Consider the following 26141-nt stretch of genomic DNA (forward strand, 5'->3'; position numbering starts at 1 on the left):
ACACCATGCTCTCGACCCAACTACGCACCGAGTTGGCGAATCAGCTCGACGCCGCGGAACGGGGCCGCGCTCCCATCGGCCCCCTGACCGCCGACCACCCCGACATCGACGTCGTCGACGCCTACGAGATCCAGTTGATCAACATCCGCCGCCGGCTGCAGGACGGCGCAAAGGTCGTCGGGCACAAGGTCGGCCTGTCGTCCCTCGCCATGCAGCAGATGATGGGCGTCGACGAACCCGACTACGGCCACCTGCTCGCCGACATGGAGGTCTTCGAGGACCAGCCCGTCGACACGGCGCGGCTCTGCTTCCCGCGCGTCGAGGTCGAGGTCGCGTTCGTGCTGGGCGCCGACCTCCCCGGCGCAGGCTGCACCGAGCAGGACGTCCTGGACGCCACCGTGGCGTTCGCGCCGTCCATCGAGCTGATCGACAGCCGGATCACCGATTGGAAGATCACACTGCCGGACACGATCGCGGACAACGCGTCGTCCGCCGGTTTCGTGCTCGGCAAGAACCGGGTGCGGCCCGCGGACATCGACATCACAGCCATCGACGCCGTCCTGACGAGCAACGGCGAGACCAAGGCCGAGGGACGCAGCGACGCCGTGCTCGGCAACCCGGTGACGGCCGTCGCCTGGCTCGCGCAGAAGGTCGAGAGCTTCGGCGTCCGGTTGAAGGCCGGCGACATCGTGCTGCCCGGATCGTGCACCCGCGCCATCGACGCGCATCCGGGCGATCACTTCCGCGCCGAGTTCAGTGGGCTCGGCTCCGTATCCCTGCAGTTCAAGTAGGAGTTTGTTCATGACCAAGGCAAGTGTGGCGATCGTCGGTTCGGGCAACATCAGCACCGACCTGCTCTACAAGCTGCAGCGATCCGAGTGGCTCGAACCCCGGTGGATGATCGGGATCGACGCCGAGAGCGAGGGCCTGGCACGGGCCCGCACGATGGGACTGGAGACGTCGGCCAAGGGTGCCGGCTGGTTGCTGAACCAGCCGGAGAAACCCGATCTCGTCTTCGAGGCCACGTCCGCGTACGTGCATCGGGAGGCAGCACCGCGGTACGAGGCCGCCGGCATCCGGGCGGTCGACCTGACACCCGCCGCCGTCGGACCGGCCGTGGTCCCGCCGGCGAACCTGCGCGAACACCTCGGCGCCCCCAACGTCAACATGATCACGTGCGGAGGGCAGGCCACGATCCCGATCGTGTACGCCGTCTCCCGCGTCGTCGACGTGCCGTACGCCGAGATCGTCGCGTCGGTGGCGTCCGTCTCCGCGGGCCCGGGCACCCGCGCCAACATCGACGAGTTCACCAAGACCACCAGCCGCGGCATCGAAACCATCGGCGGAGCGCAGCGCGGCAAGGCCATCATCATCCTCAACCCGGCCGACCCGCCGATGATCATGCGGGACACGATCTTCTGCGCGATACCCGAGGACGCCGACCGCGCCGCCATCACCGATTCCATCCACCGCGTCGTCGCGGACATCCAGCAGTACGTCCCCGGCTACCGGCTGCTCAACGAACCGCAATTCGACGACCCGAGCGTCGTGTCGGGCGGGCAGGCGACGGTCACGACGTTCGTCGAGGTCGAGGGTGCAGGCGACTTCCTGCCCCCGTACGCGGGCAACCTCGACATCATGACCGCAGCGGCAACCAAGGTGGGCGAGGAGATCGCCCAGAAGCTCCTGAGTGTGGAGGCATGAGCACTATGGTCCAATTCGACGGGGCGAGCGGAGCGACGGGAAATATGCGCAGCAGTTGGGACATCCGCGTCACCGACACCTCGCTGCGGGACGGTTCGCACCACAAGCGGCACCAATTCACCGGTGAGGAGGTCCGGGCCATCGTCGGTGCGCTCGACAACGCCGGGGTCCCGGTCATCGAGGTGACGCACGGCGACGGACTCGGTGGGTCCTCGTTCAACTACGGGTTCTCCAAGGTCCCCGAGCAGGAACTCATCTCGATCGCCGTCGACACGGCGAAGAACGCGAAGATCGCCTTCCTCATGCTGCCGGGGCTCGGCATCAAGGACGACATCATCGTCGCCCAGGACAACGGCGCCTCGATCTGCCGCATCGCCACGCACTGCACCGAGGCGGACGTGTCCATCCAGCACTTCGGGCTGGCCCGCGACCGCGGTCTCGAGACCGTCGGCTTCCTGATGATGGCGCATTCGATCGCACCGGAAAAGCTCGCCAAGCAGGCCCGCATCATGGCCGACGCCGGCTGCCAGTGCGTGTACGTCGTCGACTCCGCAGGCGCGCTCGTGCTCGAGCAGGTGTCGGACCGCGTCGAGGCGCTGGTGCAGGAACTCGGCTCGGACGCCCAGGTGGGTTTCCACGGTCACGAGAACCTCGGACTCGGTGTGGCCAACTCGATCGCCGCCGTTCGGGCAGGGGCCAAGCAGATCGACGGCAGCACACGCCGATTCGGCGCCGGTGCCGGTAACGCGCCGGTCGAGGCGTTCGTCGGCGTGTGCGACAAGATCGGCATCAAGACGGGGATCGACTTCTTCGCGATCGCCGACGCAGCTGAGGACGTGGTGCGTCCGGCGATGCCCGCCGAATGCCTCCTCGACCGTCAGGCGCTGATGATGGGCTACGCCGGCGTCTACTCGAGCTTCCTCAAGCACGCCGAACGCCATGCCGAACGGTACGGCGTCTCGTCCGCCGAACTCCTCGTCCGCGCCGGCAAGCGCAAGCTCGTCGGCGGCCAGGAAGATCAGCTCATCGACATCGCCCTCGAACTGCAACGCGAGCGGGCTGCGGCTGCGCCGCCCGTGAGTACTTCTTAACGTCCCGCGGTTAATAAGTACTCACGGGTCAGCGGGCGGTCTCCCACAGCCCGACGACGTTGCCCTCGGAGTCGGTGAAGTATGCGGCGAATCCCATGTTCCCGACGGGGGTCCTGCCGGTGACGGTCTTGCCACCGAGGGATTCGATCCGTTCGAGGGCGGATTCGATGCTCTCGACGTCGACGGTGACCACGGGAGAGGTCACTTCCCCGCGCTGCATCATGCCGCCGTTGATGTAACCCGGTTCGTCGGGCATGCCGCTCTCACCGACGGGTCCGGTGGTGACCATGCTGTAGTCCATGTCGGGGATCTCGGCGATGGCCCACCCGAATGCGTCCCGATAGAACGCTCGTGCGCGGTCACCGTCGTCGAAGGGGATCTCGAAGTGCACGATTCGGCCTGTCATGGCGCGCCTCCGGCTCGGCTGGAACCGCCGGATCCGACGGCACATCCAGCCTAAGCGCCCAATGTGACATTCGTGCAGCCTGACTGCACGAATGTCACATTGGGCGACGCATCCGCCGCAGCGGTACCGACGACTATTCGACGCGATCTCGCACGTCGATGAACCCCTCCATCACCGCGTGGTTGATGCTGTCCCACAGTCGCGGGCACCCCTCGCGGAGCGCGGTGGACTGTCCCTCGCCGACGGCGTCCCGGAACGTCGGGCACGTCTTCGCAGGGTCGTCCGTCCACTGGACGCTCGTGTGCTCGAGGCTGTTCTTGCGCACCAGCACACAGGTTCCGCACGTACGGCACTCGACTTCGTTCATGCCGTCGTCGAGGTAATTGGCCTTGTCGGCCAACGTTTGCGCATGAATGGCCTCGAGCCGAGCAGGCTGCCCGGCGAAGTCGGGAGCTTTGGCCCATTCGGTCGAGGCACTCATGATCAGACCTGCGCTTCCTTGCTTTCGGACCGCTCCGCGGTCGCGCTCTCCGCGGCCTCGCGTTCGGCCTTCTGCCGGGCCAGGTTCTCCTCGACCTCGTGCTGCCAGGCTTCGTTGGCCTTGGTGGTGTCGACCTCGAATTCGAAGCGTTGCGTCATCTTGTCGGTGACGTCGGCGACGTCGACGTAGAACTGGTCGTACCAGCGTCGCAGCTGGTAGACCGGACCGTCCTCGTCGCAGAGCAGGGGGTTGTCGATCTTGGTCTTGTTCTTCCAGATCTCGACGTCCTGCAGGAACCCCTCGGCGATGCCCTCGGTGAACTTCGCGGCCAGCTTGTCGGCGGTTTCGTCGTCGATGCCGGTCGGCTTCTTGACGGTGACGCCGTACTGGAGCATGAACGAATTGTTCGTCACCGGATAGTGGCAGTTGATGAGGACGCTCTCGACCTCGTACCCGCCGTAGCTGTTCCACAGCGGATTGATCATGTAGGACGGCCCGTAGTACGCGGCCTCGGAGCGCAGCAGCGATTCCATGCCGTACTGCGTCGCCATCCCGACGTCCGGGCGACCCTTCGTGTTGAGGTACTGCGTTGCGATGTGGCCTTCGAAGACGTTCTTGAAGTACGTCGGGAACGCGTAGTGGATGTAGAAGAAGTGCGCCATGTCGACCACGTTGTCGATGATCTCGCGGCAGTTGGACCCCTCGATCAGCATCGAGTTCCAGGTCCAGTCGGTCCATTCGTCGCTGTAGGCGCCCTCGATGCGGGGGATGGTCACGTTCTCCGGCGGGGGATTGCCCTCCGGGTCGTTCCAGACGAACAGCTGGCCGTTCTGCTCGAGGGTGAGCCACGCCCGGGTGCGGGCGATCGGGGGAACCCGGCGTGCGTAGGGAATGCTGGTGCACTTGCCGTTGCCGCCCCAGCGCCAGTCGTGGAACGGGCAGGCCACGGAATCGCCCTTCACCGTGCCCTGCGACAGGTCCCCGCCCATGTGCCGGCAATACGCGTCCAGAACCTTCAGTTCGCCCTTGCTGTCGGCGAAGACGACGAGTTTGGTGCCGAATGCCTCGATCGAATGCGGTTTGCCGTCCTTGAACGTCTTGGTCAAACCGAGGCAGTGCCACCCACGCGCGAAGCGGGTCTGGACCGTGCCCACATCGATCTCGCGAATCTGCGCCATTGTGCCCTCACATCCCTTCATGCTGTTAGTAGAACACGTTATAGAACTTCGACACGATCCGCCAGATTTTCGGGGGCTTTCTTCCAGACCCGGGCCGTCAAACAGCACCTTTACCGGTATCTCGACATAAATGGGAACGTGTTCTAGTCTCAGAAGATAAGTGAACCATCGAACGAGACAGGAGCGTCCTGTGGGTGACCATGACAGTCACGAGGTGATGCAGCGGCTCGACGCACTACTGCCGACGCTGCGAGAGCGTGCGCAGGAGACCGAGGATCTCCGTCGTATCCCCGACGATTCCATGAAGGCGCTCCAGGAGACCGGATTCTTCCGGTTGCTCCAGCCCGAACAGTGGGGTGGCTACCAGGCGGATCCGGTGCTGTTCTACTCCGCGGTGCGGAAGATCGCGAGCGCCTGCGGTTCCACCGGCTGGGTCTCGTCGATCATCGGTGTCCACAACTGGCACCTCGCGCTGTTCTCGCAGCAGGCTCAGGAAGACGTGTGGGGCAACGACACAGACGTCCGCATCTCGTCCTCGTATGCGCCGATGGGCGCCGGCCAGGTCGTCGACGGCGGATACACGGTCAACGGTGCCTGGGCATGGTCGTCCGGCTGTGATCACGCCAGCTGGGCGGTGCTCGGTGGGCCCGTCATCAAGGACGGCCGCCCCGTCGACTTCGTCAGCTTCCTGATCCCGCGCGAGGACTACCGGATCGACGACGTGTGGAATGTCGTGGGACTTCGCGGAACCGGCAGCAACACTGTGGTGGTGGAGGACGTCTTCGTCCCGACGCACCGCGTTCTCAGCTTCAAGGCGATGAGCACCCTCACCGCTCCCGGGCTCGGGCGCAACACCGCGCCCGTCTACAAGATGCCCTGGGGGACAATCCATCCCACCACCATCTCCGCGCCGATCGTCGGGATGGCCTACGGCGCCTACGACGCGCACGTCGAACATCAGGGCAAGCGCGTCCGCGCAGCGTTCGCCGGTGAGAAGGCGAAGGACGACCCGTTCGCCAAGGTTCGCATCGCCGAGGCGTCGAGTGACATCGACGCCGCCTGGCGCCAGCTGTCGGGGAACGTCGCCGACGAATACGCACTGCTCGTCGCGGGTGAAGAAGTGCCGTTCGAGCTGCGGCTGCGGGCACGCCGCGACCAGGTGCGCGCCACGGGCCGCGCCATTTCGTCCATCGACAAACTGTTCGAGAGCTCGGGGGCCACCGCGCTGGCCAACGGCACGCCGCTGCAGCGTTTCTGGCGGGACGCGCACGCCGGACGCGTCCACGCGGCCAACGATCCCGAGCGCGCCTACGTCATGTACGGCACCGGCGAATTCGGTCTGCCCATCACCGACACGATGGTCTAGGAGAACACGTGACGACTACCGAAGAGGCCCTCACGTTCGAGTCCACCTCGAAGTTCGCCCAGGTCCGGCCCGACCTGAAGTTGCACTACCACGAGGCCGGGGTCGGCAACGACACCACGATCGTGCTGCTGCACGGCGGCGGGCCGGGCGCTTCGTCGTGGTCGAACTTCGCCAGGAACATCCCGGTTCTCGCCGAGAAGTTCCACGTGCTCGCCGTCGACCAGCCGGGATACGGGTTGTCGGACAAGCCGACCGAGCACCCGCAGTACTTCGTGCACAGCGCGTCCGCGTTGAAGGATCTGCTCGACACCCTCGACATCGGCGGACGTGTCCATCTGCTCGGCAACTCCCTCGGTGGCGGTGCCGCAGTGCGTTTCGCGCTGGACTACCCGGACCGCGCGGGCCGGCTGGTGCTCATGGGCCCGGGCGGACTCAGCGTCAACCTGTTCGCCCCGGACCCGACCGAGGGCGTCAAGAACCTCGGCAAGTTCGGCTACCAACCCACCCGGGAGAACCTCGAGTCGTTCCTGCGCATCATGGTGTTCGACCAGAAGTTGATCACCGACGAACTGATCGACGAACGCTTCGCCGCGGCGAGTACACCCGAGTCGCTCGCCGCCGCCAAGGCGATGGGAAAGTCGTTCTCCTCGGCCGACTTCGAGCTGGGAATGCTGTGGCGCGAGGCGTACAAGCTGCGCCAGCGGGTGCTGCTGATCTGGGGGCGCGAAGACCGGGTCAACCCGCTCGACGGGGCGCTGGTGGCGCTGAAGATGATTCCGCGGGCGCAGTTGCACGTCTTCGGCGGGTGCGGGCACTGGGCGCAGCTGGAGAAGTTCGACGAGTTCAACCGTCTGGCAACCGATTTCCTTCTGGACGGGGGTAAGTGATGAGTATTCGTTCACTGGCATACATGCGCATCGAGGCCACCGACATGGCCGCGTGGCGCGAATACGGTCTCAAGGTGCTCGGCATGGTCGAGGGCAAGGGCTCCGACCCGGACGCCCTGTATCTGCGGATGGACGACTTCCCGGCTCGCCTCGTGATCTTCCCGGGGGAGCAGGACCGGCTGTCGGTGTCGGGCTGGGAGACGGCCAATGCCGCGGAGCTGCAGGAGGTCCGCGACAACCTGTCGGCGGCCGGCGTCGCATTCAAAGAGGGGACGGTCGAGCAGCTGCAGGACCGCAGGGTCGACGAGCTGATCACGTTCGAGGACCCGTCGGGCAACACGCTCGAGGCGTTCCACGGCGCGGCCCTGGAGCATCGCCGGGTGGTCAGCCCGTACGGGCACAAGTTCGTCACCGGTGAGCAGGGCCTCGGACACGTCGTCCTTTCGACCACGGACGACGAGGCGTCGCTGCGCTTCTACCGCGACGTCCTCGGTTTCCGCCTGCGCGATTCGATGCGGTTGCCCCCGCAGATGGTCGGGCGGCCGGCGGACGGCAAGCCGGCGTGGTTGCGGTTCTTCGGCTGCAACCCGCGGCACCACAGCCTCGCGTTCCTGCCAATGCCCACGCCGAGCGGCATCGTGCACCTGATGATCGAGGTCGAGAACTCCGACGACGTCGGATTGTGCCTCGACCGCGCGCTCCGCAAGAAGGTCAAGATGTCGGCCACGCTCGGCCGCCACGTCAACGACCTGATGCTGTCGTTCTACATGAAGACCCCCGGCGGCTTCGACATCGAGTTCGGTTGCGAGGGACGTCAGGTGGAGGACGAGAGCTGGATCGCGAGGGAGAGCACGGCCGTCAGCCTGTGGGGTCACGACTTCAGCGTCGGGATGCAACCGTGAGCGAGGTGACCGAGGACGGGGCCGTCGCGGCCGAGGCGATCGATCCGCGACGGTTCCGGACGGTGCTCGGCCAGTTCTGCACCGGCGTCACCATCATCACGACGATCGACGACGGCGTGCCCGTGGGGTTCGCGTGCCAGTCGTTCGCCGCGCTGTCGCTCGAACCCCCGCTCGTGCTGTTCTGCCCGACCAAGACGTCGCGGTCGTGGGCGGCGATCGAGCGCAGCGGCATCTTCTGTGTCAACGTGCTCGCGGAAGAACAACAGTCGACGTGCGCCCGTTTCGGTTCCCGCGACCCGGACAAGTTCGCCGGGATCGACTGGTCGGAGTCGCCGCTGGGCTCGCCGATCCTCACCGGTTCGCTCGCCCACATCGACTGCTCGCTCGAGAGCGTGCACGACGGCGGCGACCACTGGGTCGCGTTCGGCCGGGTCTCCTCCCTGAGCGAGATCAGGGAGGAGCGACCGCTGCTGTTCTACCGCGGGCAGTACACCGGCATCGAACCGGACAAGACGGTGCCTGCGCCGTGGCGCGACGACCTCGAGGCGTTCCTCACGACGTCGTCGGAAGACACCTGGCTCTAGCTCCTAGACGGCGACACCGATGTACTTCGTCTCGAGGAATTCGTCGATGCCGGTGGTCCCGCCTTCGCGCCCGAGCCCGGATTCCTTCACGCCGCCGAACGGCGCGGCCGGATTCGACACCACACCCTGGTTGAGCCCGACCATGCCCGACTCCAGCGCCTCGCACACACGGATGCCGCGTTTGAGGCTCTCGGTGTACACGTAGGCCACCAGCCCGTACGGGGTGTCGTTGGCCCGCTCGACGGCCTCGGCCTCGGTCTCGAACGTGCTGATCGCGGCCACCGGGCCGAAGATCTCGTTGTGGCACATCTCGGCGTCGTCGGGCACACCCGTCAGGACCGTCGCCGGGTAGAAGTTGCCCGGACGGTCGAGTGCCGAGCCGCCGGTGAGCACCGACGCCCCGCGGTCGATCGCGTCCGCGACGAGACTGCTCACCTTCGCGACGGCCGCCTCGTCGATCAGCGGTCCGACGACGACGCCGTCCTCGGTGCCGCGCCCGACGGGCAGGGCCTCCATTCGTTGCGTGAGTTTGCGGGTGAATTCCTCGGCGACCGAACTGTGCACGAGAATTCGATTGGCAGCCGTGCAGGCCTGGCCGATGTTGCGCATCTTCGCCGCCATGGCCCCGTCGACGGCGTCGTCGAGATTCGCGTCGTCGAAGACGAGGAACGGCGCGTTTCCGCCGAGTTCCATGGACGTGCGCATGACCGTGCGGGCGCACAGTTCGAGCAGATGCTTCCCGACCTTGGTCGAACCGGTGAACGAGAGCTTGCGGGCCCTGCCGTCGAGGATGAGAGGGGTGATCACCTCGTCGGGGCTGGACGTGGTGACGACGTTGACGACGCCGTCCGGCAGCCCGGCCTCGGTGAGGATGTCGGCGAGCGCCAGGATCGACAGCGGCGTCTGGGCTGCCGGCTTGATGACGGACGTGCACCCGGCGGCGATCGCGGGCCCGATCTTGCGGGTGCCCATCGCCATCGGGAAGTTCCACGGGGTGATGAGCAGGCTCGGCCCCACGGGCTGCTTGGTGACGAGGAACCGCGACCCGCCGCCGGGCGCCGTCATGTAGCCGCCGTCGATGCGGACGGCCTCCTCGGCGAACCAGCGGAAGAACTCTGCGGCGTAGGCGATTTCGCCCCGCGCCTCGGTGAGTGGCTTGCCCATCTCGAGCGTCATGACCAGCGCGAGCCGGTCGACGTTCTCGAGCAGCAGCCGGTGCGCATTCATGAGGATGGTGCTGCGTTCGCGGGGGGTCGTGGCCGCCCACGACGGTTGCGCCGCCACCGCCGCGTCGAGCGCCTCGCGGGCCTCCGCGGCGTCGGCGTCGGCGACCGTGCACAGGATCTGTCCGGTGGACGGGTCGTGGACCGGCATGGTGCGTGCGCTGTCGCGCCACTTGCCGCCGATGAACAGGCCGGTCTGCACCGATGCGATTGCTGCTTCCTCGAGCATGATTATTCCCCATTCTCCATTGCCGAAGGGACGGTCCCCATGTTATACAGATTGTCAACAATCTGACAATGCACTTGCCGACATCCGCCGGCATCTACGCGTGGGAGGGTTCTCGTGACTCGGCTATCTCCACTGCTCGCTCAGGCCACACCCGTGACGGTCGATCACGGTGAAGGTTGCTATCTCTACGGCACCGACGGCAGGCGCTATCTCGACTTCACCGCGGGCATCGGCGTCACCAGTACCGGGCACTGCCACCCGCACGTAGTGGAGGCCGCACGCAGGCAGGTCGGGTCCCTGATCCACGGCCAGTACACGACGGTCATGCACCAGCCGATGCTCGAGCTGGTCGATCGACTGGGATCGGTGCTGCCCGCGGGCCTCGACTCGCTGTTCTTCGCGAACTCAGGAAGTGAGGCGGTGGAGGCGTCGCTACGACTGTCGCGGCAGGCGACCGGCCGCCCCAACGTGATCGTCTTCCACGGCGGATTCCACGGACGCACGGTCGCGACGGCGACGATGACCACGTCCGGCACCCGATTCTCCGCCGGCTTCAGCCCGTTGATGGGCGGCGTGCACGTGGCACCGTTCCCCAACGCCTACCGCTACGGCTGGTCCGAGGAGGAGGCGACCGCGTTCGCGCTGAAGGAACTCGACTACATCTTCGCGACGCTCACCGCGCCGAACGAGACGGCGGCGTTCGTCGTCGAGCCCGTTCTCGGTGAGGGCGGGTACGTGCCCGGCAACACCGCGTTCTTCCAAGGACTCCGCGAGCGCGCCGACCGGTACGGCATCCTGCTCGTCATCGACGAGATCCAGACCGGTTTCGGCCGCACCGGCAAGTTCTTCGGGCACCAGCACTTCGACGTCCGGCCCGACATCATCACCATCGCCAAGGGTCTGGCCAGCGGCTTCCCGCTGTCGGGCATCGCGGCGTCCGAGGAGCTCATGGCCAAGGGCTGGCCGGGGTCGCAGGGTGGAACGTACGGCGGCAATGCCGTGTCCTGCGCGGCCGCGGTCGCGACGCTCGAGGTTATCGAGAAGGAAGATCTCGTGGCCAACGCCGCCGCGCGGGGTGTCCAGTTGCTCGACGGTGCGCGCACGCGCGCCATCGAGGGGATCGGCGACGTCCGTGGCCTCGGACTGCTCGTGGGCAGCGAGTTCACGGCCGCCGACGGCAGCGCGGACCGCGCGAAAGCGGCTGCGGCGCAGCAACTGGCCGCGAAGAAGGGACTGCTGCTGTTGACCTGCGGCGCCCACATGAACGTGGTACGGATGATTCCACCGCTCATCGTGACGGCGGAACAGATCGAGGACGCCCTGAAGATCTGGTCCGAAGTACTCGACGAAGTGTGACAAGCACCCGTGAGTACTTGTTAACCGCGGGCGGTTAACAAGTACTCACGGCTCCGAAGGAGGACCTGTGGCTCGCTACATCACCATCAGCCTGGACAAGCGCGGCGTGACCTGCCGTGCCCGGCTTCTCGACGAGGACGCACCACTCACCTGCGACGCGGTGTGGGACGTGCTCCCGCAGAGCGGCGACGCGTACCACGCCAAGTACGCGCGCAACGAGGTGTACACGCTGATCCCACGGATCACCGCGGCACCGCGGCGGGAAAATCCCACCGTCACACCGATTCCCGGTGACGTGTGCCTGTTCGACTTCGAGCCCTGGGAAATCGGCAACTCCGCCTACGGGTACGAGCCGGGCTCCGAGGCGCACGCCGCGCAGGGCGCCACCGACCTCGCGATCTTCTACGGCCGCAACAATCTCCTGCTCAACGGCGACGTCGGCTGGGTGCCCGGCAACGTGTTCGCCGCCATCGAGGAGGGGCTGCCGGAATTGGCGGCTGCGTGCAACGACCTGTGGATGCGCGGCGTCGAAGGCGAGACGATGAGCTTCGCGCGGGCCTGACGCCGGCGCGACCGGTCCAGAGTGTGCGGGATGGCCCTCGACGAGCGCCGGGGCGTCCACCACCATCGGACGATATGAAGCTGGACATCTATCAGATCGACGCATTCGCCGCCGGACCCTTCGAGGGCAACCCGGCGGCGATCATGCCGCTGATCGACTGGCTGGACGACTCGGTTCTTCAGCAACTCGCCGAAGAGAACAACCTGTCCGAGACGGCGTTCTACACCGCTCGGCTTCCCGTGGACGCGGGGCCCCACGACCCGGAATATCCGGCGTATCACCTGCGATGGTTCACCCCTGCCGTCGAGGTGGACCTGTGTGGCCATGCCACCCTCGCCACGGCCGCGCAGATCTTCGAGGACGTGCACCCGGACGCCGACCGCGTCCAGTTCTGGACGCGCAGCGGTTGGCTGCAAGTCGACCGTGGACCGGACGGGAAACTGGTGATGGATTTCCCGGCCGAGCCGCCGGTGCCGACCGCGGCCGATCCCCGGATCGTCGCAGCACTCGGCATTCCGGTGCGGGAGTGCCTGAAGGCCACCGACCTCGTGTTCGTCGCGGAATCCGAACACGACATCGCGTCGATGGCTCCCGACTTCGCCGTGATCAGCCCGCTGGAGGTGCGGGGCATCGTCGTCACCGCAGCGTCCGACGTCGAGGGACTCGATTTCGTGTCGCGTTGGTTCGGCGCCGCGGCCGGCGTTCAGGAGGATCCGGTGACGGGGTCCGCGCACTCGCAGATCGCGCCGTACTGGGCTGACGTCCTGGGCCGAAACGGCCTTGTCGGACGCCAACTGTCGGCGCGGGGTGGAACCGTGCACTGCGAGGTGCGCGGCGACCGCGTCCACCTGTCCGGGGCGTACCGGCGGTACCTCCGGGGCACCGTCGAGTTCTAGCGCTAGCTGAAGACCTCCGAATACAGCGTCTCGATCTGGCAGGCGGTGGGCACGACCGGATTGTTGCCGGGCGATCCGGACGCCAGCGCCTGCTCTGCCATCAGCGGAATGAGGCCGTCCCAGGCGTCGCGGTCGATCCCGTATGCGAGCGGCGTCGGAACCTTCAGGTCGTGACACAGCGACGTCAGGGTCTCGACGAGGAACTGCGCGGCGACGGAATCGCCCGCCGATTCCGGTGCAGCGCCGAACGCACGCGCGCAGTCGGCGTAGCGGCTCTCCGCTCCGTTCACGGAGAACGCCGTGATCGCGGGAAGCAGCATGGCATTCGACAGTCCGTGTGCGACATGGAAATGCGCACCGATCGGCCTGCTCATCCCGTGTACCAGCGCCACGCTCGAGTTGGAGAACGCCATACCGGCCTGCATGGACGCGACCATCATCGCTTCTCTCGCGGTGCGGTCTTCACCGTCCGCGTACGCCGTGCCGATGTGCGTACCAATGGTGCGGATCGCGGAGAGCGCGAGTCCGTCGGTGAACGGCTGGGCCTTCTTGCTGACGTATGCCTCGATGGCGTGGGTGAGCGCATCGATTCCGGTGTCGGCGGTCAACCGCGACGGCATCGACATCGTGAGTTCGAAATCCACGATCGCGGCGATCGGCAGGAAGGAGAGTCCCGGGCACAGCATCTTCTCGTCGGAAGCGCTGTCGCTGATAACGGTGAATTGCGTCGCCTCCGAGCCGCTTCCAGCGGTGGTCGGTATCGCGATGATCGGCAGCGCCTTCCCGGTGTACACGTGAGGTGCCTTGTACGACCGCATCTCGCCGCCGTTCGTGGACAGCACGGCCAATGCCTTCGCGGTGTCCATCGGACTACCGCCGCCGAACCCGATCACCGAATCCGCGTTGTGCTCGGCGACGATCCTCAGCCCCTCCTCCAGAGAATCGGTGGTGGGGTCGGGCACGGTGCCGGAGAACAGTGCCGGCTCCTTGCCCGCGGACCTGAGGAGGCTCATGATCCGGTCGGCCGCGCCGGTGCCGGTCAGATAGGAGTCGGTGACGAGAACCGGCCTCTGCAGACCCAGTTGGTCGACAACCGAGCCGATCTCGTCGACTGCTCCGGCCCCGATCCTGGCGAAACGGGGGAGTGAGAGATGTGCGGTCATGGGAGAGGTTCCTTAGTTGTTCTGGGGGAATCCGAGGTTGAGGCCGCCGTGGCTGGGGTCGAGCCAGCGGGTGGTGACGACCTTGCCGCGGGTGAAGAAGTGGACGCCTTCGGTGCCGTGGGCGTGGGTGTCACCGAACAGGGAGTTCTTCCAGCCGCCGAAGGAGTAGTACGCCATGGGGACGGGGATGGGGACGTTGATGCCGACCATGCCGACCTCGACCTCGTTCTGGAACCGTCGGGCGGCGCCGCCGTCGTTGGTGAAGATGGCGGTGCCGTTGCCGAACGGGCTCGAGTTCACCAGTTCCAGGGCCTGCTCGTAGGAGTCGACGCGGATCACGGAGAGGACGGGTCCGAAGATTTCGTCGGTGTACACGCTCATGTCGGTGGTGACGTGGTCGATCAGGGTCGGGCCGAGCCAGAACCCGTCCGCCCCGCCATTTGCCTGCACCTGCCGCCCGTCCACGACGATGGTGGCGCCGTCGTTTTCGCCGGCGTCGATGTAGGAGGCGACCTTGTCGCGGTGCACCTTGGTCACCAGCGGGCCCATGTCGGAATCGAGGGTGCCGTCGCCGATCTTCAGGGTGTCGGTGCGGTCTTTGATCTTGGTCACGAGTTCGTCGGCGATGTCGCCGACCGCGACCAGGGCGGAGATGGCCATGCAGCGTTCGCCGGCGGAGCCGAAGCCGGCGTTGACCATGGCGTCGGCGGCGAGGTCGAGGTCGGCGTCCGGGAGGACGATGGCGTGGTTCTTCGCCCCACCGAGGGCCTGGACGCGTTTGCCGTGGGTGGTGCCGGTGGCGTAGACGTATTGGGCGATGGGGGTGGATCCGACGAAGCTGATGGCCTTGATGGCGGGGTGGGTGAGGAGTTCGTCGACGGCGGTCTTGTCGCCTTGGAGGACGTTGAACACCCCGGCGGGCAGGCCGGCTTCGGCCCAGAGTTCGGCCATCCAGATCGCGGCGGTGGGGTCCTTCTCGGACGGTTTGAGGACGACGGTGTTGCCGGCGGCGATGGCGATGGGGAAGAACCACATCGGGACCATGGCGGGGAAGTTGAACGGGGAGATGATCCCGACCGGGCCGACGGGCTGGCGGAGGGAGGAGACGTCGATGTTGGTGGAGGCGTTTTCGGTCATGCCGCCCTTGAGCAGGTGCGCGATGCCGCAGGCGAATTCGACGACTTCCTGGCCGCGGGAGACCTCACCCAATGCGTCGGAGACGACCTTGCCGTGCTCGGCGGTGATGATCTCCGCCAACTCGCCTTTGCGGGCGTTGAGCAGTTCCCGGAATGTGAAGATCACCTGGGTGCGCTTGGCGAGGGAGGTGTCGCGCCAGGCGGGGAACGCGGCGGCGGCGGCGTCGATCACGGCGCGGGCGTCCTCGACGCTGGCCAGGGCGACCTGACCGGTGACGGCACCGGTCGCCGGATTCGTGACCGGTGCGGTATCGACACGCGTTCCGGGGTAGGACTTGTTGTTGAGCCAATGCGAGATAACGGCCATGGGGTTCACTCCTGGGAAAGGTGGGGTGCCCACGAGTCTGCTGGGCAACAATGCCTGCGTCAACGAGTAAAATGGCACTTCGGACTGCACTTTTGCACAGGGATGAGGACGATGTTCACCGCAGACAACATGCGCTACCTCCTGGAGTTGTCGAGAACCGGCCGCCTCGCCGATGCGGCGAAGCGGCTCGGTGTCGATCACACGACCGTCTCGCGGAGAATCACCCGACTCGAAAAAGACACGGGCACCAGACTTTTCGATCGGGGTGTCTCGGGATGGCAGCTCACCGAGGCGGGCCGACGACTGGTTCCCCACGCGGAGGCGGTGGAATCCGCGGTGCTCGCCGCTCTCGACGAAACCTCGTCCCTGGGCGGGCTGACGGGCACCGTCCGCATCATCACTCCGGACGGTTTCGGATCGTTCGTGCTGGTGCCGGGTCTGGCAGCGGTGCGGGCGGAGCACCCCGATCTGTTCACCGAACTCGTCACGTCGACCACCCACGACCTGCTGACCGGGCGCGACTTCGACATCGCGGTCACCCTCGAGCGTCCGTCGCCGCGGTCCGTCGTGGTCCGCAAACTGGCCGAGTACGACCTCCGTCTGTACGCGTCACGGCGCTACCTGGACGCACACGACCCCATCACGTCACTCGAGGATCTCCGGCATCACACGCTCATCTGGTACGTGGATGCGTTCCTCGATGTCGAACCGCTGCGTATCCTCGACTCGCTGATTCCGGATTTCCGGGCCCAGATCCAGACCAACAACATCGCGGGTCACTACCAGGCCGTGAAGCACGGAGTCGGGATCGCGCCGCTGCCGAGCTACATCGGGGCGCTGGACGAGGATCTCGTGCCGGTTCTCCGCGACGACTTCATTGCGCACCGCACCTACTGGCTGGTGGTACCGCGGGAATTGACGCGACTCGCGCGGGTGAAGGCGATCACCGCGGCGCTCTACTCCATCGTCGACGGCAATCCCGAACTGCGAGGCGCAGTAGGGTAACTCACCGATCCGCGGGAACGGGTCCGGCGGAACCTCCGGAGTGCCCTCATGGAACGCGCCACACATTCGCTTTCCAGCCGGTTCTGGACCTCGGCCACCGCGGAACGATTCACGCAGATACCGGCGGGTGAGCGTATCCAGTTGGTGCGGCGCGACTCACGTCGTCGCGTCGGTGCTGCCCTTGATGGCCTCGATCTCGGCCCAGAATCAATCCGTACATGTCCTCGAACGCGCGCACGAGCGTCTCGGTTTCGTCCGAGGTGAGTAGCTCGGCGGCCACAATCGGGTGAGGTCGGAGCCGCGATCGTCGCCGGTGACCACGGCGATCCACCGGCCCAGGGAGGCGATCGGCACTAGCCCACCCGCTCCGTGGACCAGGTGACCGCGGTTCGCGCCGGAGTGCTCGACGACGAAGTTGCGCACGAACCCGACAGGAGGTCGCCGGGAGCTGGTGAAGCGCAGAGGGCCGACAGATACTCGCGGCTGCGGGTGGTCGCGAGCATGGCGTCGGACACCGAACATCCGAGCGACATCCCGCTGCGGGTCTGCTGTCGGCGATCATCGAATACAGCAGCAGAGCGTTCTTCTGGGTGGGATTAGTGATCCACGACGTTGCGGTGGCGACCGCGTCGGTGTGCGAGCGCGTGAACAGGGGATTGGTCGCGTTGGCGCCGTCGGCGCAGCGGGGCAGGCCGCAGCATTCCATGTTGTCCAGGACGCGCCCGGCCCAGTTCTGCAACTTTCGGGCGGGGGAGTCCGTCCCGGGAAGGTCTTCCCAGACGAGGCTGGTGTCGAGGTCCGACTTGGGGAGCGGTTCGCGCCGGGCCATCGACCCGAGAAGCAGCCAGGACGTCCGGTGGGGAACGTGGTCGGCGCCGACGTCGGTCAGCTCGACGAGCCGCCTGATGATCGCGTCGATCACCTCGACCTCTCCGGTGCGGACTACGAAGAAGTCATCGAGTGCGGCCTCGCCTGCCTCGACGATCCGTGTGCCAGGCGGCGAAGAACTCGACCTCCACCATTCGAGCCAGGGCATCGAGGTCGCCGGTCGATCTCGCGGGTGAGGTAGCCGGTATCGATTCGACCCGCAGTCGATCCCGCGGGGAGCGTTCCTCCGCCGAGTTCGTCGCACCCGAAAGTTCCGCGCTCCGCTGACAGTCATCCAACTCCGCATGCCAGGCGGTCGTTTCCGTGGGACGGTGGACGGGTAGCCGACCGGTGCGGCGGAGCAGACGAGATGACGACGGAGGACCATGAACCCCGAGATCCATCACGAGCCCAGCGAGATCAGCTACGACGAGCAGTTCTACCCGGCGCGCCCGCGGCCGTTGAAACCGTCGGTCCGCCGTGCGACCAGGGTCGATGCGCAGACGGGTGAGCCCGTGCCGGACAACCCGAACTATGTGGAGTGGCTGATCAGTCAGTCGATCCTGCACGATGCGAAGTTGATCGCGGAGCAGTTGTCCGGCAAGGGCAGCATGTGGCAGAACCCGTATGCCGATCCGAATCCGCGCGCCGCGGTGGAACGCGGATCGGTGTGGTTCACGGCGTACCCGATTTCGATCATCACGGCGCCGGGCGCGAGTTTCCTGAGTTCGCTCGGCGACGAGTCCCTGTGGCAGGCGTTCTCCGAGATCGGGGTGACGGCCGTCCACACCGGGCCGGTGAAGCAGGCAGGCGGGATCAACGGCTGGCGGGCCACGCCGTCGGTGGACGGCCATTTCGATCGCATCAGCATGCAGATCGACTCGGCCTTCGGGACCGAAGAGGAGTTCCGCAAGCTCTGCGTCGTCGCCGCAGCATACGACGGCATCGTCATCGACGACATCGTCCCCGGTCACACCGGCAAGGGCGCCGACTTCCGGCTCGCCGAGATGGCGTACGCCGACTACCCCGGCATCTATCACATGGTGGAAATCGAACAACAGGATTGGCACCTGCTTCCCCGCGTGCCGGAAGGCCAGGACTCGGTCAACATCGACGCCGACACCGAGGCGCAACTCGCCCGGGCCGGGTACATCATCGGTCAACTCCAGCGCGTCATCTTCTACGAACTCGGTGTCAAGGAAACCAACTGGAGTGTCACCCCCGTCGTGAAGGGGGTGGACGGCATCGAGCGCAGGTGGGTGTACCTGCACTATTTCAAGGCCGGGCAGCCCTCCATCAATTGGCTGGATCCGTCGTTCGCGGGCATGCGCCTCGTCATCGGGGACGCCTGCCACTCCATCGCGGACCTCGGTGCGGGCGCTCTTCGACTGGACGCCAACGGATTCCTCGGGGTCGAACGCCGGACCGAAGGACTGCCCGGCTGGTCGGAAGGGCATCCACTGTCGGAGGCGGCGAACCACCTGATCGCCAGCATCGTGCGGAAGATGGGGGGATTCACGTTCCAGGAACTGAACCTCACCATCGACGACATCAAGGCGATGGGCACCACCGGAGCCGACCTGTCCTACGACTTCATCAATCGCCCCGCCTACCATCACGCCCTCGTCATGGGGAACACCGAATTTCTCCGGCTCACCATGAACCTCGCCCGCGATCACGGTGTGGACGCCGCGTCGCTCGTCCATGCGCTGCAGAATCACGACGAGCTGACGTTCGAGCTGGTCCACTTCGCGACGCTGCACAAGGACGACGAGTTCGCGTACGGCGGTGAGTCGGTCACGGGGTCCGATCTCGGTGATCGCATCCGTAAGGATCTGTGCGAGCGGCTCACCGGGCGCTGGGCCCCGTACAACCGCACGTTCACGACCAACGGGATCGCCTGCACGACCGCCAGCGTCATCACCGCTGCGCTCGGAATCCGCGACCTCGACAGGATGGATGCCGCCGACATCGACACGGTCAAACAGGCGCATCTACTCCTGGCGATGTTCAACGCGCTCCAGCCCGGTGTCTTCGCCCTGTCGGGCTGGGATCTGTGCGGGCTGCTTCCCGTGCCGTCCGAGGAGGTCGCCGACCTTCTCGCCGAAGGGGACACCCGCTGGATCAACCGCGGCGCGCACGACCTGATGGGGGTCAATCCCGAAGCGGCCCGGTCGGAGTCGGGCATCCCCCGGGGCACCAGCCTGTACGGGAGTCTGCCGGTGCAACTGCAGGATCCGGCGTCCTTCGCTCGTGGTCTCGCCCGCATCATCGACATCCGAAACCGGTTCGGCATCGCCACCGCGGTTCAGCTCGACGTGCCCACGGTGTCGCACAAGGGGCTGCTCGTCATGGTCCACGAACTGGCGGACTCGAGTCTCGAAGTCACGGTTCTCAACTTCACGTCCGAGGAGATCGCCGCGACCGTGCAGTCCCAGTTCCTGCCGGCCGGATCGCCTGCGGTCAACCTGTTCACCGACGAACAGATCGGCACAGTCGACGAACTCCACAGCTTCCCTATCTCCCTCGCGCCCTATGAGGGAGTTCCTGTAGTCGTGCGGCCGGGCAGGGCGGACGACGCGGGCTGAATCCGGGTACGATTCGGGCTCCCTGTTGCCCTGGAGCTCGACCTCGGCGAAGACTGATCTCATGGCCCGCACTCAGAGCGACGCCGAGTTTCACCAGCTACGGACTCCACGGGCCGCGGCGGTCGCCGGTGTCGTCTTCGGTGTCCTGTTCGCCTCGAGCATCGTTCTGCTGCGTAGCGCGCTGCCCGGCGCAGCCGCGACCCCGTGGTTACACCACCAACGGCAGATCACGGCAGCCCTGATACTCGCACCCTTCGCGGGCATCGCGTTCCTGTGGTTCATCGGTGTCATCCGCGACCGGCTCGGGGACCTCGAAGACCGATTCTTCTCGACCGTCTTCCTCGGCAGTGGGTTGCTGTTTCTCGCCATGACGTTCGTGTCGACGGCAATCGCAGGCGGGCTCCTCGCCGTGTCCCGGCTCTCCGGCGTTCCGCAGAACGACCTCGTCTTCTTCGGGCGCGAAGTGATGTTGCATGTGAACAACGTCTACGGGGTTCGCATGGCCGGGGTGTTCATGATTTCGCTGGGAACCATCTGGCTGCGCACCGGACTGATGCCGCGATGGCTGGCTGTCAGCACCTACCTGCTGTCACTCACCCTGCTGGTGGTCGTGAGTTTCAGTCTCTGGGTGACGTTGGTCTTCCCGGCGTGGGTGATGGTGATCAGCGTGTACATCCTCGCCGTGGATCGACCGCCGTCGATCCCCCCGGACTGACGGCCGGTACTCGGACACGAGGTTCTCACCCGGTGCGGGTGATGTGGCGCGGGCGCACCGCGAGCAACGTCAGGACTGCGATTCCCCCGATGATGCGAGGAGAGACAGATGACGGACGCGAAACCCAACATCCTGGTCATTTGGGGCGACGACATCGGTATCACCAATCTCAGCTGCTACAGCGACGGACTGATGGGGTACCGGACGCCGAACATCGACCGTCTCGCCGACGAGGGCATGAAGTTCACCGACTCCTACGGTGAGCAGAGTTGCACGGCGGGTCGCGCGTCGTTCATCACGGGGCAGAGCGTGTATCGCACCGGCATGAGCAAGGTCGGAATCCCGGGAGTCGACGTCGGATTGTCGCCTGACGACCCCACCATCGCCGAACTCCTCAAGCCCCTCGGATACGCCACCGGACAGTTCGGAAAGAACCATCTCGGCGATCTGAACAAGTATCTGCCGACCGCTCACGGGTTCGACGAGTTCTTCGGCAACCTCTATCACCTGAACGCCGAGGAAGAACCGGAGCTCCCCGACTACCCGAGCGCACAGGACTATCCCAAACTGCACGAGGTGATGATGCCGCGTGGTGTCCTGCACTGCTTCGCCACCGAGGAGGACGCGGGTGAGGTCGATCCGCGGTACGGCCCGGTCGGGAAGCAACGCATCGAGGACACCGGTCCGTTGAGCAAGAAGCGGATGGAGACCATCGATGACGAGACGGTCTCCGCGGCAATCGACTTCATCACGCGGCAGAAGGAAGCGGAGACACCGTTTTTCGTGTGGATGAACACGACGCACATGCACCTGAGGACTCACACGAAGCCGGAAAGCGTCGGCCAGGCCGGGCACTGGCAGTCGCCGTACCACGACACCATGATCGATCACGACAAGCACGTCGGCCAACTTCTCGACGCGGTCGACGAGCTGGGTCTCGCCGAGAACACCATCGTCATCTACAGCACCGACAACGGTCCCCACGCGAACACCTGGCCGGACGGCGCGACCACCCCGTTCCGCAGTGAGAAGGACACCAACTGGGAGGGCGCGTTCCGCGTCCCCGAGGTGATCCGCTGGCCGGGCAAGATCCCAGCCGGCGTGGTGTCCAACGAGATCGTTCAGCACCATGATTGGCTTCCCACCTTCCTCGCCGCCGCGGGTGCACCCGAGGTCGTGGAGCAACTGAAGACCGGGCACACGATCGGCGAGAAGACGTTCAAGGTGCACATCGACGGCTACAACCTGCTCCCGTACCTCACCGGTGAGGTCGAGACGTCCCCGCGCCGGGGAATGGTGTACTTCTCCGACGACTGCGACGTGCTGGGCATCCGTTTCGACAATTGGAAGATCGTGTTCATGGAGCAGCGGGCGCAGGGCACCCTCGGGCTGTGGGCGGAGCCGTTCACCCAACTGCGGTTGCCGAAACTGTTCAACCTGCGCACCGACCCGTTCGAGCGTGCCGACATCACGTCGAACACCTACTGGGACTGGTTCCTCGACCACGACTACATCGCCATCTACGGGACATTCATCACGAGTCAATTCCTCGAGACGTTCAAGGAGTTCCCCCCGAGGCACGAGCCGGCGAGCTTCACGATCGACCACGCGGTGGCGAAGCTGCACGCGTTCCTGGCGAAGGACTGAGCGACGTGGGGGGCGGGCTGGGTGGTTCCTGGGCGGACGGATCGACGCGGTCCGCGATCGAGGACTTCGTCGGGCGGGTGACGACACGGGGACCGGACTTCGTCGAGCCCGCGGACCGCGTGGCCGTATTCGACAACGACGGCACACTCTGGTGTGAGAAGCCGATGCCCATCCAGCTCGACTTCACCATCCGGCGCTTCGCCGAGATGGCCGCAGGTGACTCCGACCTGCAGCAGATGCAACCGTGGAAGGCGGCCCACGAGCACGACCTTCAGTGGCTCGGTGCGGCGATGGTCAAGCACTATCGGGGCGACGACGGCGACCTGAAACTGTTGATGGGCGCAGTCACCGAGGCGTTCGATTCGATCACCGTCGAGAATTACGACGCGCGGGTCCGGTCCTTCTTCGACGACGCGGACCACCCGACGCTCGGCCGCCCGTATTCCGGCTGCGGATACGCGCCGATGGTCGAACTGTTGCGCTATCTCGAGGCGAACGGATTCACGATCTACATCGCGTCCGGTGGTGACCGGGACTTCATGCGCCCGGTCGCCGGACGGCTCTACGGGATTCCGCCGGAACGCGTCATCGGCAGTGCCCTCGGCCTCTCGTACCGTGAAGGGGCGGACACGAGCGACCTGCTCTACAAGGCCGCGATGGACTTCTTCGACGACGGGCCGGAGAAACCGGTCCGAATCTGGAGCCGGATCGGGCGACGGCCGATCCTGTCGGTCGGCAACTCCAACGGTGACCTGCCGATGCTCGCGTTCTCCGGGCTACCCGACCGCCCGGCGCTTCGGGTGCTGATCCTGCACGACGACGCCGATCGCGAATTCGACTATGTCGCCGGCGCGGAGCAGGCCCTCGAACACGCACGAGGAAAGAACTGGACCGTGGTAAGCATGAAGAACGATTGGACGAGCATCTTCTCGCCGGCCGTCACCTGATCAGGCAGAAGGGAAGGCGTGTTGGATACCCAGACCGTCTCCGAAGTCCGGCACATCCCCGCTCACACCTTCACGATGGGCTCGGATCGGCACTATCCGGAAGAAAGTCCGGCGCATCGAGTCGCGATCGACACTTTCGCCATCGAGGCCCACCAGGTCACCACCGCGCAGTACGCCGCGTTCGTCCGAGACACCGGTTATGTGACCGTCGCGGAGCGGCCGCTGGACCCCGCCGACTTCCCCGGCGCTCCCGCCGAGAACCTGCAACCGGGATCGATGGTGTTCACCCCCACTCGGGGCCCGGTCGATCTCCGTCACCTCAGTCAGTGGTGGACCTGGACTGTTGGCGCATCCTGGCGCCACCCCACGGGACCCGCGTCGACGATCACCGGCCGCGAACAGCATCCCGTCGTCCACGTCGCCCACGAGGATGCGGCAGCGTACGCGCAGTGGGCGGGGCGGTCCCTGCCCACCGAGGCGCAATGGGAGGCCGCAGCGCGCGGCGGACTCGACCACGCCGAATTCACCTGGGGTGACGCCCCCGAGAGCGAATCCCCTCCGCTGGCGAACTACTGGCACGGGGAGTTCCCGTGGCGCGCGGACCCCGGGTACGGCACCACGACCGCCGTCGGTAGCTATCCGCCCAACGAATACGGTCTGTTCGACATGGCGGGAAACGTGTGGGAATGGACCGCCGACTGGTACTCGGACCGCCACGCCGACACAGCGGAGTCGTGCTGCGCGCCACGCAATCCGCGTGGTCCCGGCATGTCGGAGAGCTTCGACCCCCGCCAACCCCAGTTCCGGGTGCCCCGGCGGGTGATCAAGGGCGGATCGTTCCTGTGCGCCGACAGCTACTGCCGGCGGTACCGGCCCGCTGCACGGCGGCCGCAGATGGTCGACACCGGGATGAGCCACATCGGATTCCGCTGCGTCACGGCCTTACCCGGATCAGATCAGGACCACCACAGCGAGTAGCGCGAGCACTGTGACGACGCTGGACGTGACGACGGCGGCGAACGTTGCCGGCGCAAACTCCCCGGATTCGAGCTGCCGGCTGATGACCCGGTAGCGGACGGTGCCGTAGGCGGATACCAGCAGCCCCGCGGCGATCAGGATCAATCCGGCAGCCACGGCGTGACCGCCGCGGTGCGGCGCGAACTTCGCCACCGCCACACCGAGCGCGGCGACGCTGATACCGGTGCGATGCCAGGCGAGGTAGGTTCGCTCGTTCGCCAGATGGTCGCGCGCGGTGCTTCCCTCGTTCGGCTGCGTGGGGCCGAAGATGTTGCGGCTCATGCGCCGCTACCCAGGAAGCCGATCTCCGACAGGCGCGACTGGAACCCGGACTCGCCGCCGGACAGTCCCGAGATCCAGACGAGGACCCGGTCGGTGGGTGCGGGCGTCCGGGCCACGATCTGGGTGACCCCGTCGCCGAGCGTGGCAGCGCCGATCACCTGGGTGCGATCGATGGTCGCCCACGCGACGGGCACGGTCCGGATCTCGACCGTGGTGCCCGGTGTCGGGGAGTCGATCAAGACGGTCCGCAGATCGACGGGCCCGGGAAACGAGACGATCAGACCGACTCCTCGCTTCGTCGCCGACAGTTGCTGCGGGTAGCGGTCGGTCGCCCAGGATGTCGCGGGGTTCGCGTCGACGGCGAGGGAGGCAGTGACACCGTTGTCGGGGAAGCGCAGAGGGGAGTAGACGGCCGCGGACGACGGGGTGAGCGGTGTCTGAAGGGGGTCCGGAACCGGCGCGATCTGACTGAGCATGCTGTCCGCGACGGCGGCCGGGGGAGCGTCCGACGAGGTGAATGTGGCACCCGCCGCCCACCCGGCGGCGCCGAGCGCGACGACCAGGGCGAGTGCGCCGCTCAACGCGGGAAGTGGCGCGCTCGGTCGGGCGGCCCGGTTGGCGGGTGCCGGGCGGGCTCTCTTCGTGGTCGCAGCGAATGCGGATGCCGAGCGAGCCCGCGCGTCCGCCAGGATGCGGTCCAGGGCGTCGACGACTGCCTGTGCGGTGGCCATCCCGGGTCGTCGAGCGAGGGCGTTCATCGCCACGTCGGACAGACGTCGTGGAATCGCGGGCCGCACACGATGCGGCGCGACGACGGAACCGTCACCACGCCTGCCTGCCGGGGGCAGTCCGGCTGCCCGGGTCTCGCCGGACGAGGACAGCGGCCACGTACCGAGCAACAGGGCGTACAGCAGCGCCCCGAGCCCCGCGACGTCGTCGGCCGCCCTGCCGTCGGCGAGAGTGGCGGGGAAGGCGAGGACCGCGAGTCCTTCCCGGGAGATCCGCACCCGGTTGGGATGATCGAGTGAGATGCGGGCACCGAAATGGTGTGCGTCTGCGGTCGCGGCGGCGAGGTCCCGCACGGTGCGAGCGGCATCCAACGGCCGCGGAACCGTGCGCGCGACATCCGCGACACGCCACCCAGGCGTCCATTCCGCGACCACTGCGATCCGGTTACCGACCGCCGCGATGTCGTAGACCTGCGCGATCCGCCCCTCGTGGCTGAAGCTGGTTCCGGTGGTGTTCCGGCAGAACCGCACCACCGGATCCGGGAGCGTATCGGTGGCGCGGACGTGCGCCGAGTCGACGAGGCTGAGCGAGACGTCCCGGCGCAGTTCGATGTCGTGCGCGTGCCACCACTGCACCCAGTCGGGGCCGGCGAACCGGCCGAGGAGGCGGTATCGGGTGGCGACGAGCATGCCCGGGGCGAGCGGATCCGGGTCCTGCGGCGAATGCGGCGGGACCCCGGACACCGGCGTCGCTGTCATCTACTCTCCCGGGCTCTCCCCGACCCGAAAAACCCTGTCGGGCAACTGTCACCCG

General features: G+C 66.4%; 25 protein-coding genes and 1 pseudogene. 16 read left to right on the plus strand and 10 right to left on the minus strand.

Annotated elements, in window-relative coordinates:
- Positions 1-5: 5 nt before the first annotated feature.
- From FND50_RS04880 to dmpG, 3 genes are read left to right on the plus strand one after another with little or no spacing between them, the layout of a single operon-like run.
- Positions 6-791, plus strand: a complete 786-nt coding sequence (locus FND50_RS04880) for a 2-keto-4-pentenoate hydratase (RefSeq protein ID WP_144284935.1) — start codon at positions 6-8, stop codon at positions 789-791.
- A 10-nt stretch (positions 792-801) separates the two neighbouring features.
- Positions 802-1704 (plus strand): acetaldehyde dehydrogenase (acetylating), encoded by a 903-nt coding sequence (locus tag FND50_RS04885; RefSeq protein WP_144284936.1) that lies wholly within the window; start codon positions 802-804, stop codon positions 1702-1704.
- Between the two features lie 44 nt (positions 1705-1748).
- Complete coding sequence (gene dmpG / locus FND50_RS04890; protein WP_186301314.1) at positions 1749-2795, plus strand: 4-hydroxy-2-oxovalerate aldolase; 1047 nt, start codon at positions 1749-1751, stop codon at positions 2793-2795.
- A gap of 28 nt (positions 2796-2823) precedes the next feature.
- Here dmpG and FND50_RS04895 read toward each other — a convergent pair whose 3' ends face one another.
- From FND50_RS04895 to FND50_RS04905, 3 genes are all read right to left on the minus strand, one after another.
- A complete protein-coding gene (locus tag FND50_RS04895; protein WP_005574864.1) occupies positions 2824-3201 on the minus strand; it encodes a VOC family protein in 378 nt (125 codons plus the stop codon).
- A gap of 133 nt (positions 3202-3334) precedes the next feature.
- Positions 3335-3682, minus strand: coding sequence for a hypothetical protein (locus tag FND50_RS04900; protein ID WP_065489014.1), 348 nt, complete (start codon positions 3680-3682; stop codon positions 3335-3337).
- Between the two features lie 2 nt (positions 3683-3684).
- The gene (locus FND50_RS04905) at positions 3685-4860 is read right to left on the minus strand and encodes a Rieske 2Fe-2S domain-containing protein (RefSeq protein ID WP_105420965.1); all 1176 of its coding nucleotides are present in this window, start codon (positions 4858-4860) and stop codon (positions 3685-3687) included.
- Between the two features lie 190 nt (positions 4861-5050).
- Here FND50_RS04905 and hsaA point away from each other — a divergent pair, with 190 nt between their 5' ends.
- Genes hsaA through hsaB form a run of 4 tightly spaced genes read left to right on the plus strand, consistent with a single transcriptional unit; the run spans position 5051 to position 8599 of the window.
- Entirely contained in the window at positions 5051-6226 is a 1176-nt protein-coding gene (gene hsaA, locus FND50_RS04910) for a 3-hydroxy-9,10-secoandrosta-1,3,5(10)-triene-9,17-dione monooxygenase oxygenase subunit (protein ID WP_144284937.1), read from the plus strand.
- A gap of 8 nt (positions 6227-6234) precedes the next feature.
- A complete protein-coding gene (hsaD, locus tag FND50_RS04915; RefSeq protein ID WP_144284938.1) occupies positions 6235-7113 on the plus strand; it encodes a 4,5:9,10-diseco-3-hydroxy-5,9,17-trioxoandrosta-1(10),2-diene-4-oate hydrolase in 879 nt (292 codons plus the stop codon).
- Entirely contained in the window at positions 7113-8015 is a 903-nt protein-coding gene (gene hsaC, locus FND50_RS04920; RefSeq protein ID WP_144284939.1) for an iron-dependent extradiol dioxygenase HsaC, read from the plus strand. Before hsaD ends, hsaC begins: the two co-directional genes overlap by 1 nt.
- Positions 8012-8599 (plus strand): 3-hydroxy-9,10-secoandrosta-1,3,5(10)-triene-9,17-dione monooxygenase reductase subunit, encoded by a 588-nt coding sequence (gene hsaB / locus FND50_RS04925; RefSeq protein ID WP_144284940.1) that lies wholly within the window; start codon positions 8012-8014, stop codon positions 8597-8599. The genes hsaC and hsaB overlap by 4 nt, the downstream gene beginning before the upstream one ends.
- Positions 8600-8602: 3 nt before the next feature.
- On the opposite strand, the gene FND50_RS04930 is transcribed toward hsaB, so the two are convergent.
- Positions 8603-10051, minus strand: a complete 1449-nt coding sequence (locus tag FND50_RS04930) for an NAD-dependent succinate-semialdehyde dehydrogenase (RefSeq protein ID WP_144284941.1) — start codon at positions 10049-10051, stop codon at positions 8603-8605.
- Between the two features lie 114 nt (positions 10052-10165).
- Between FND50_RS04930 and FND50_RS04935 the strand changes: the two genes are divergently transcribed.
- From FND50_RS04935 to FND50_RS04945, 3 genes are all read left to right on the plus strand, one after another.
- On the plus strand, positions 10166-11407 hold the full coding sequence (locus FND50_RS04935; protein ID WP_144284942.1) for an aspartate aminotransferase family protein: 1242 nt from the start codon (positions 10166-10168) through the stop codon (positions 11405-11407).
- A gap of 67 nt (positions 11408-11474) precedes the next feature.
- Positions 11475-11969, plus strand: coding sequence for a DUF3830 family protein (locus tag FND50_RS04940; protein ID WP_005244798.1), 495 nt, complete (start codon positions 11475-11477; stop codon positions 11967-11969).
- A gap of 74 nt (positions 11970-12043) precedes the next feature.
- Entirely contained in the window at positions 12044-12865 is an 822-nt protein-coding gene (locus FND50_RS04945) for a PhzF family phenazine biosynthesis protein (protein ID WP_144284943.1), read from the plus strand.
- Between the two features lie 2 nt (positions 12866-12867).
- Here the strand turns inward: FND50_RS04945 and FND50_RS04950 are convergent, their stop codons facing one another.
- Together FND50_RS04950 and FND50_RS04955 are read right to left on the minus strand one after the other, a co-directional pair.
- Positions 12868-14028 carry an iron-containing alcohol dehydrogenase gene (locus tag FND50_RS04950; RefSeq protein WP_144284944.1) on the minus strand — a complete coding sequence of 387 codons (1161 nt, stop codon included), beginning with the start codon at positions 14026-14028 and terminating at the stop codon, positions 12868-12870.
- Between the two features lie 12 nt (positions 14029-14040).
- The gene (locus FND50_RS04955) at positions 14041-15531 is read right to left on the minus strand and encodes a CoA-acylating methylmalonate-semialdehyde dehydrogenase (protein WP_144284945.1); all 1491 of its coding nucleotides are present in this window, start codon (positions 15529-15531) and stop codon (positions 14041-14043) included.
- Between the two features lie 111 nt (positions 15532-15642).
- Here FND50_RS04955 and FND50_RS04960 point away from each other — a divergent pair, with 111 nt between their 5' ends.
- Positions 15643-16536, plus strand: a complete 894-nt coding sequence (locus FND50_RS04960) for a LysR family transcriptional regulator (RefSeq protein WP_144284946.1) — start codon at positions 15643-15645, stop codon at positions 16534-16536.
- 207 nt (positions 16537-16743) lie between these two features.
- On the opposite strand, the gene FND50_RS37535 is transcribed toward FND50_RS04960, so the two are convergent.
- Positions 16744-17058: a putative nucleotidyltransferase substrate binding domain-containing protein gene (locus tag FND50_RS37535; RefSeq protein WP_313905303.1), complete on the minus strand. Its 315-nt coding sequence runs from the start codon at positions 17056-17058 to the stop codon at positions 16744-16746.
- Positions 17059-17182: 124 nt separating this feature from the next.
- Positions 17183-17791, minus strand: a pseudogene (locus FND50_RS37540) (DUF294 nucleotidyltransferase-like domain-containing protein); the annotation flags it as partial.
- Between FND50_RS37540 and treS the strand changes: the two are divergent.
- The 5 genes from treS to FND50_RS04990 all read left to right on the plus strand — a co-directional run bounded on the left by treS (position 17790) and on the right by FND50_RS04990 (position 24278).
- On the plus strand, positions 17790-19991 hold the full coding sequence (gene treS, locus FND50_RS04970; RefSeq protein ID WP_144284947.1) for a maltose alpha-D-glucosyltransferase: 2202 nt from the start codon (positions 17790-17792) through the stop codon (positions 19989-19991). The pseudogene FND50_RS37540 and the gene treS sit on opposite strands and share 2 nt — an antisense overlap.
- Before the next feature lie 61 nt (positions 19992-20052).
- A complete protein-coding gene (locus tag FND50_RS04975) occupies positions 20053-20706 on the plus strand; it encodes a hypothetical protein (protein WP_054246095.1) in 654 nt (217 codons plus the stop codon).
- A 108-nt stretch (positions 20707-20814) separates the two neighbouring features.
- Positions 20815-22353, plus strand: coding sequence for an arylsulfatase (locus tag FND50_RS04980; protein ID WP_144284948.1), 1539 nt, complete (start codon positions 20815-20817; stop codon positions 22351-22353).
- A 5-nt stretch (positions 22354-22358) separates the two neighbouring features.
- The gene (locus FND50_RS04985; RefSeq protein WP_144284949.1) at positions 22359-23300 is read left to right on the plus strand and encodes an HAD family phosphatase; all 942 of its coding nucleotides are present in this window, start codon (positions 22359-22361) and stop codon (positions 23298-23300) included.
- Between the two features lie 75 nt (positions 23301-23375).
- On the plus strand, positions 23376-24278 hold the full coding sequence (locus FND50_RS04990; RefSeq protein ID WP_260851022.1) for a formylglycine-generating enzyme family protein: 903 nt from the start codon (positions 23376-23378) through the stop codon (positions 24276-24278).
- On the opposite strand, the gene FND50_RS04995 is transcribed toward FND50_RS04990, so the two are convergent.
- The gene (locus FND50_RS04995; RefSeq protein ID WP_144284951.1) at positions 24252-24599 is read right to left on the minus strand and encodes a YidH family protein; all 348 of its coding nucleotides are present in this window, start codon (positions 24597-24599) and stop codon (positions 24252-24254) included. The two genes, FND50_RS04990 and FND50_RS04995, sit on opposite strands and share 27 nt — an antisense overlap.
- A complete protein-coding gene (locus FND50_RS05000) occupies positions 24596-26086 on the minus strand; it encodes a protein kinase family protein (RefSeq protein WP_144284952.1) in 1491 nt (496 codons plus the stop codon). The genes FND50_RS04995 and FND50_RS05000 overlap by 4 nt, the downstream gene beginning before the upstream one ends.
- Positions 26087-26141: the final 55 nt, after the last annotated feature.

Origin of the sequence: Rhodococcus sp. WB9 (genome assembly GCF_007558985.1) — a bacterium.
Lineage (GTDB): Bacteria > Actinomycetota > Actinomycetes > Mycobacteriales > Mycobacteriaceae > Rhodococcus_F > Rhodococcus_F opacus.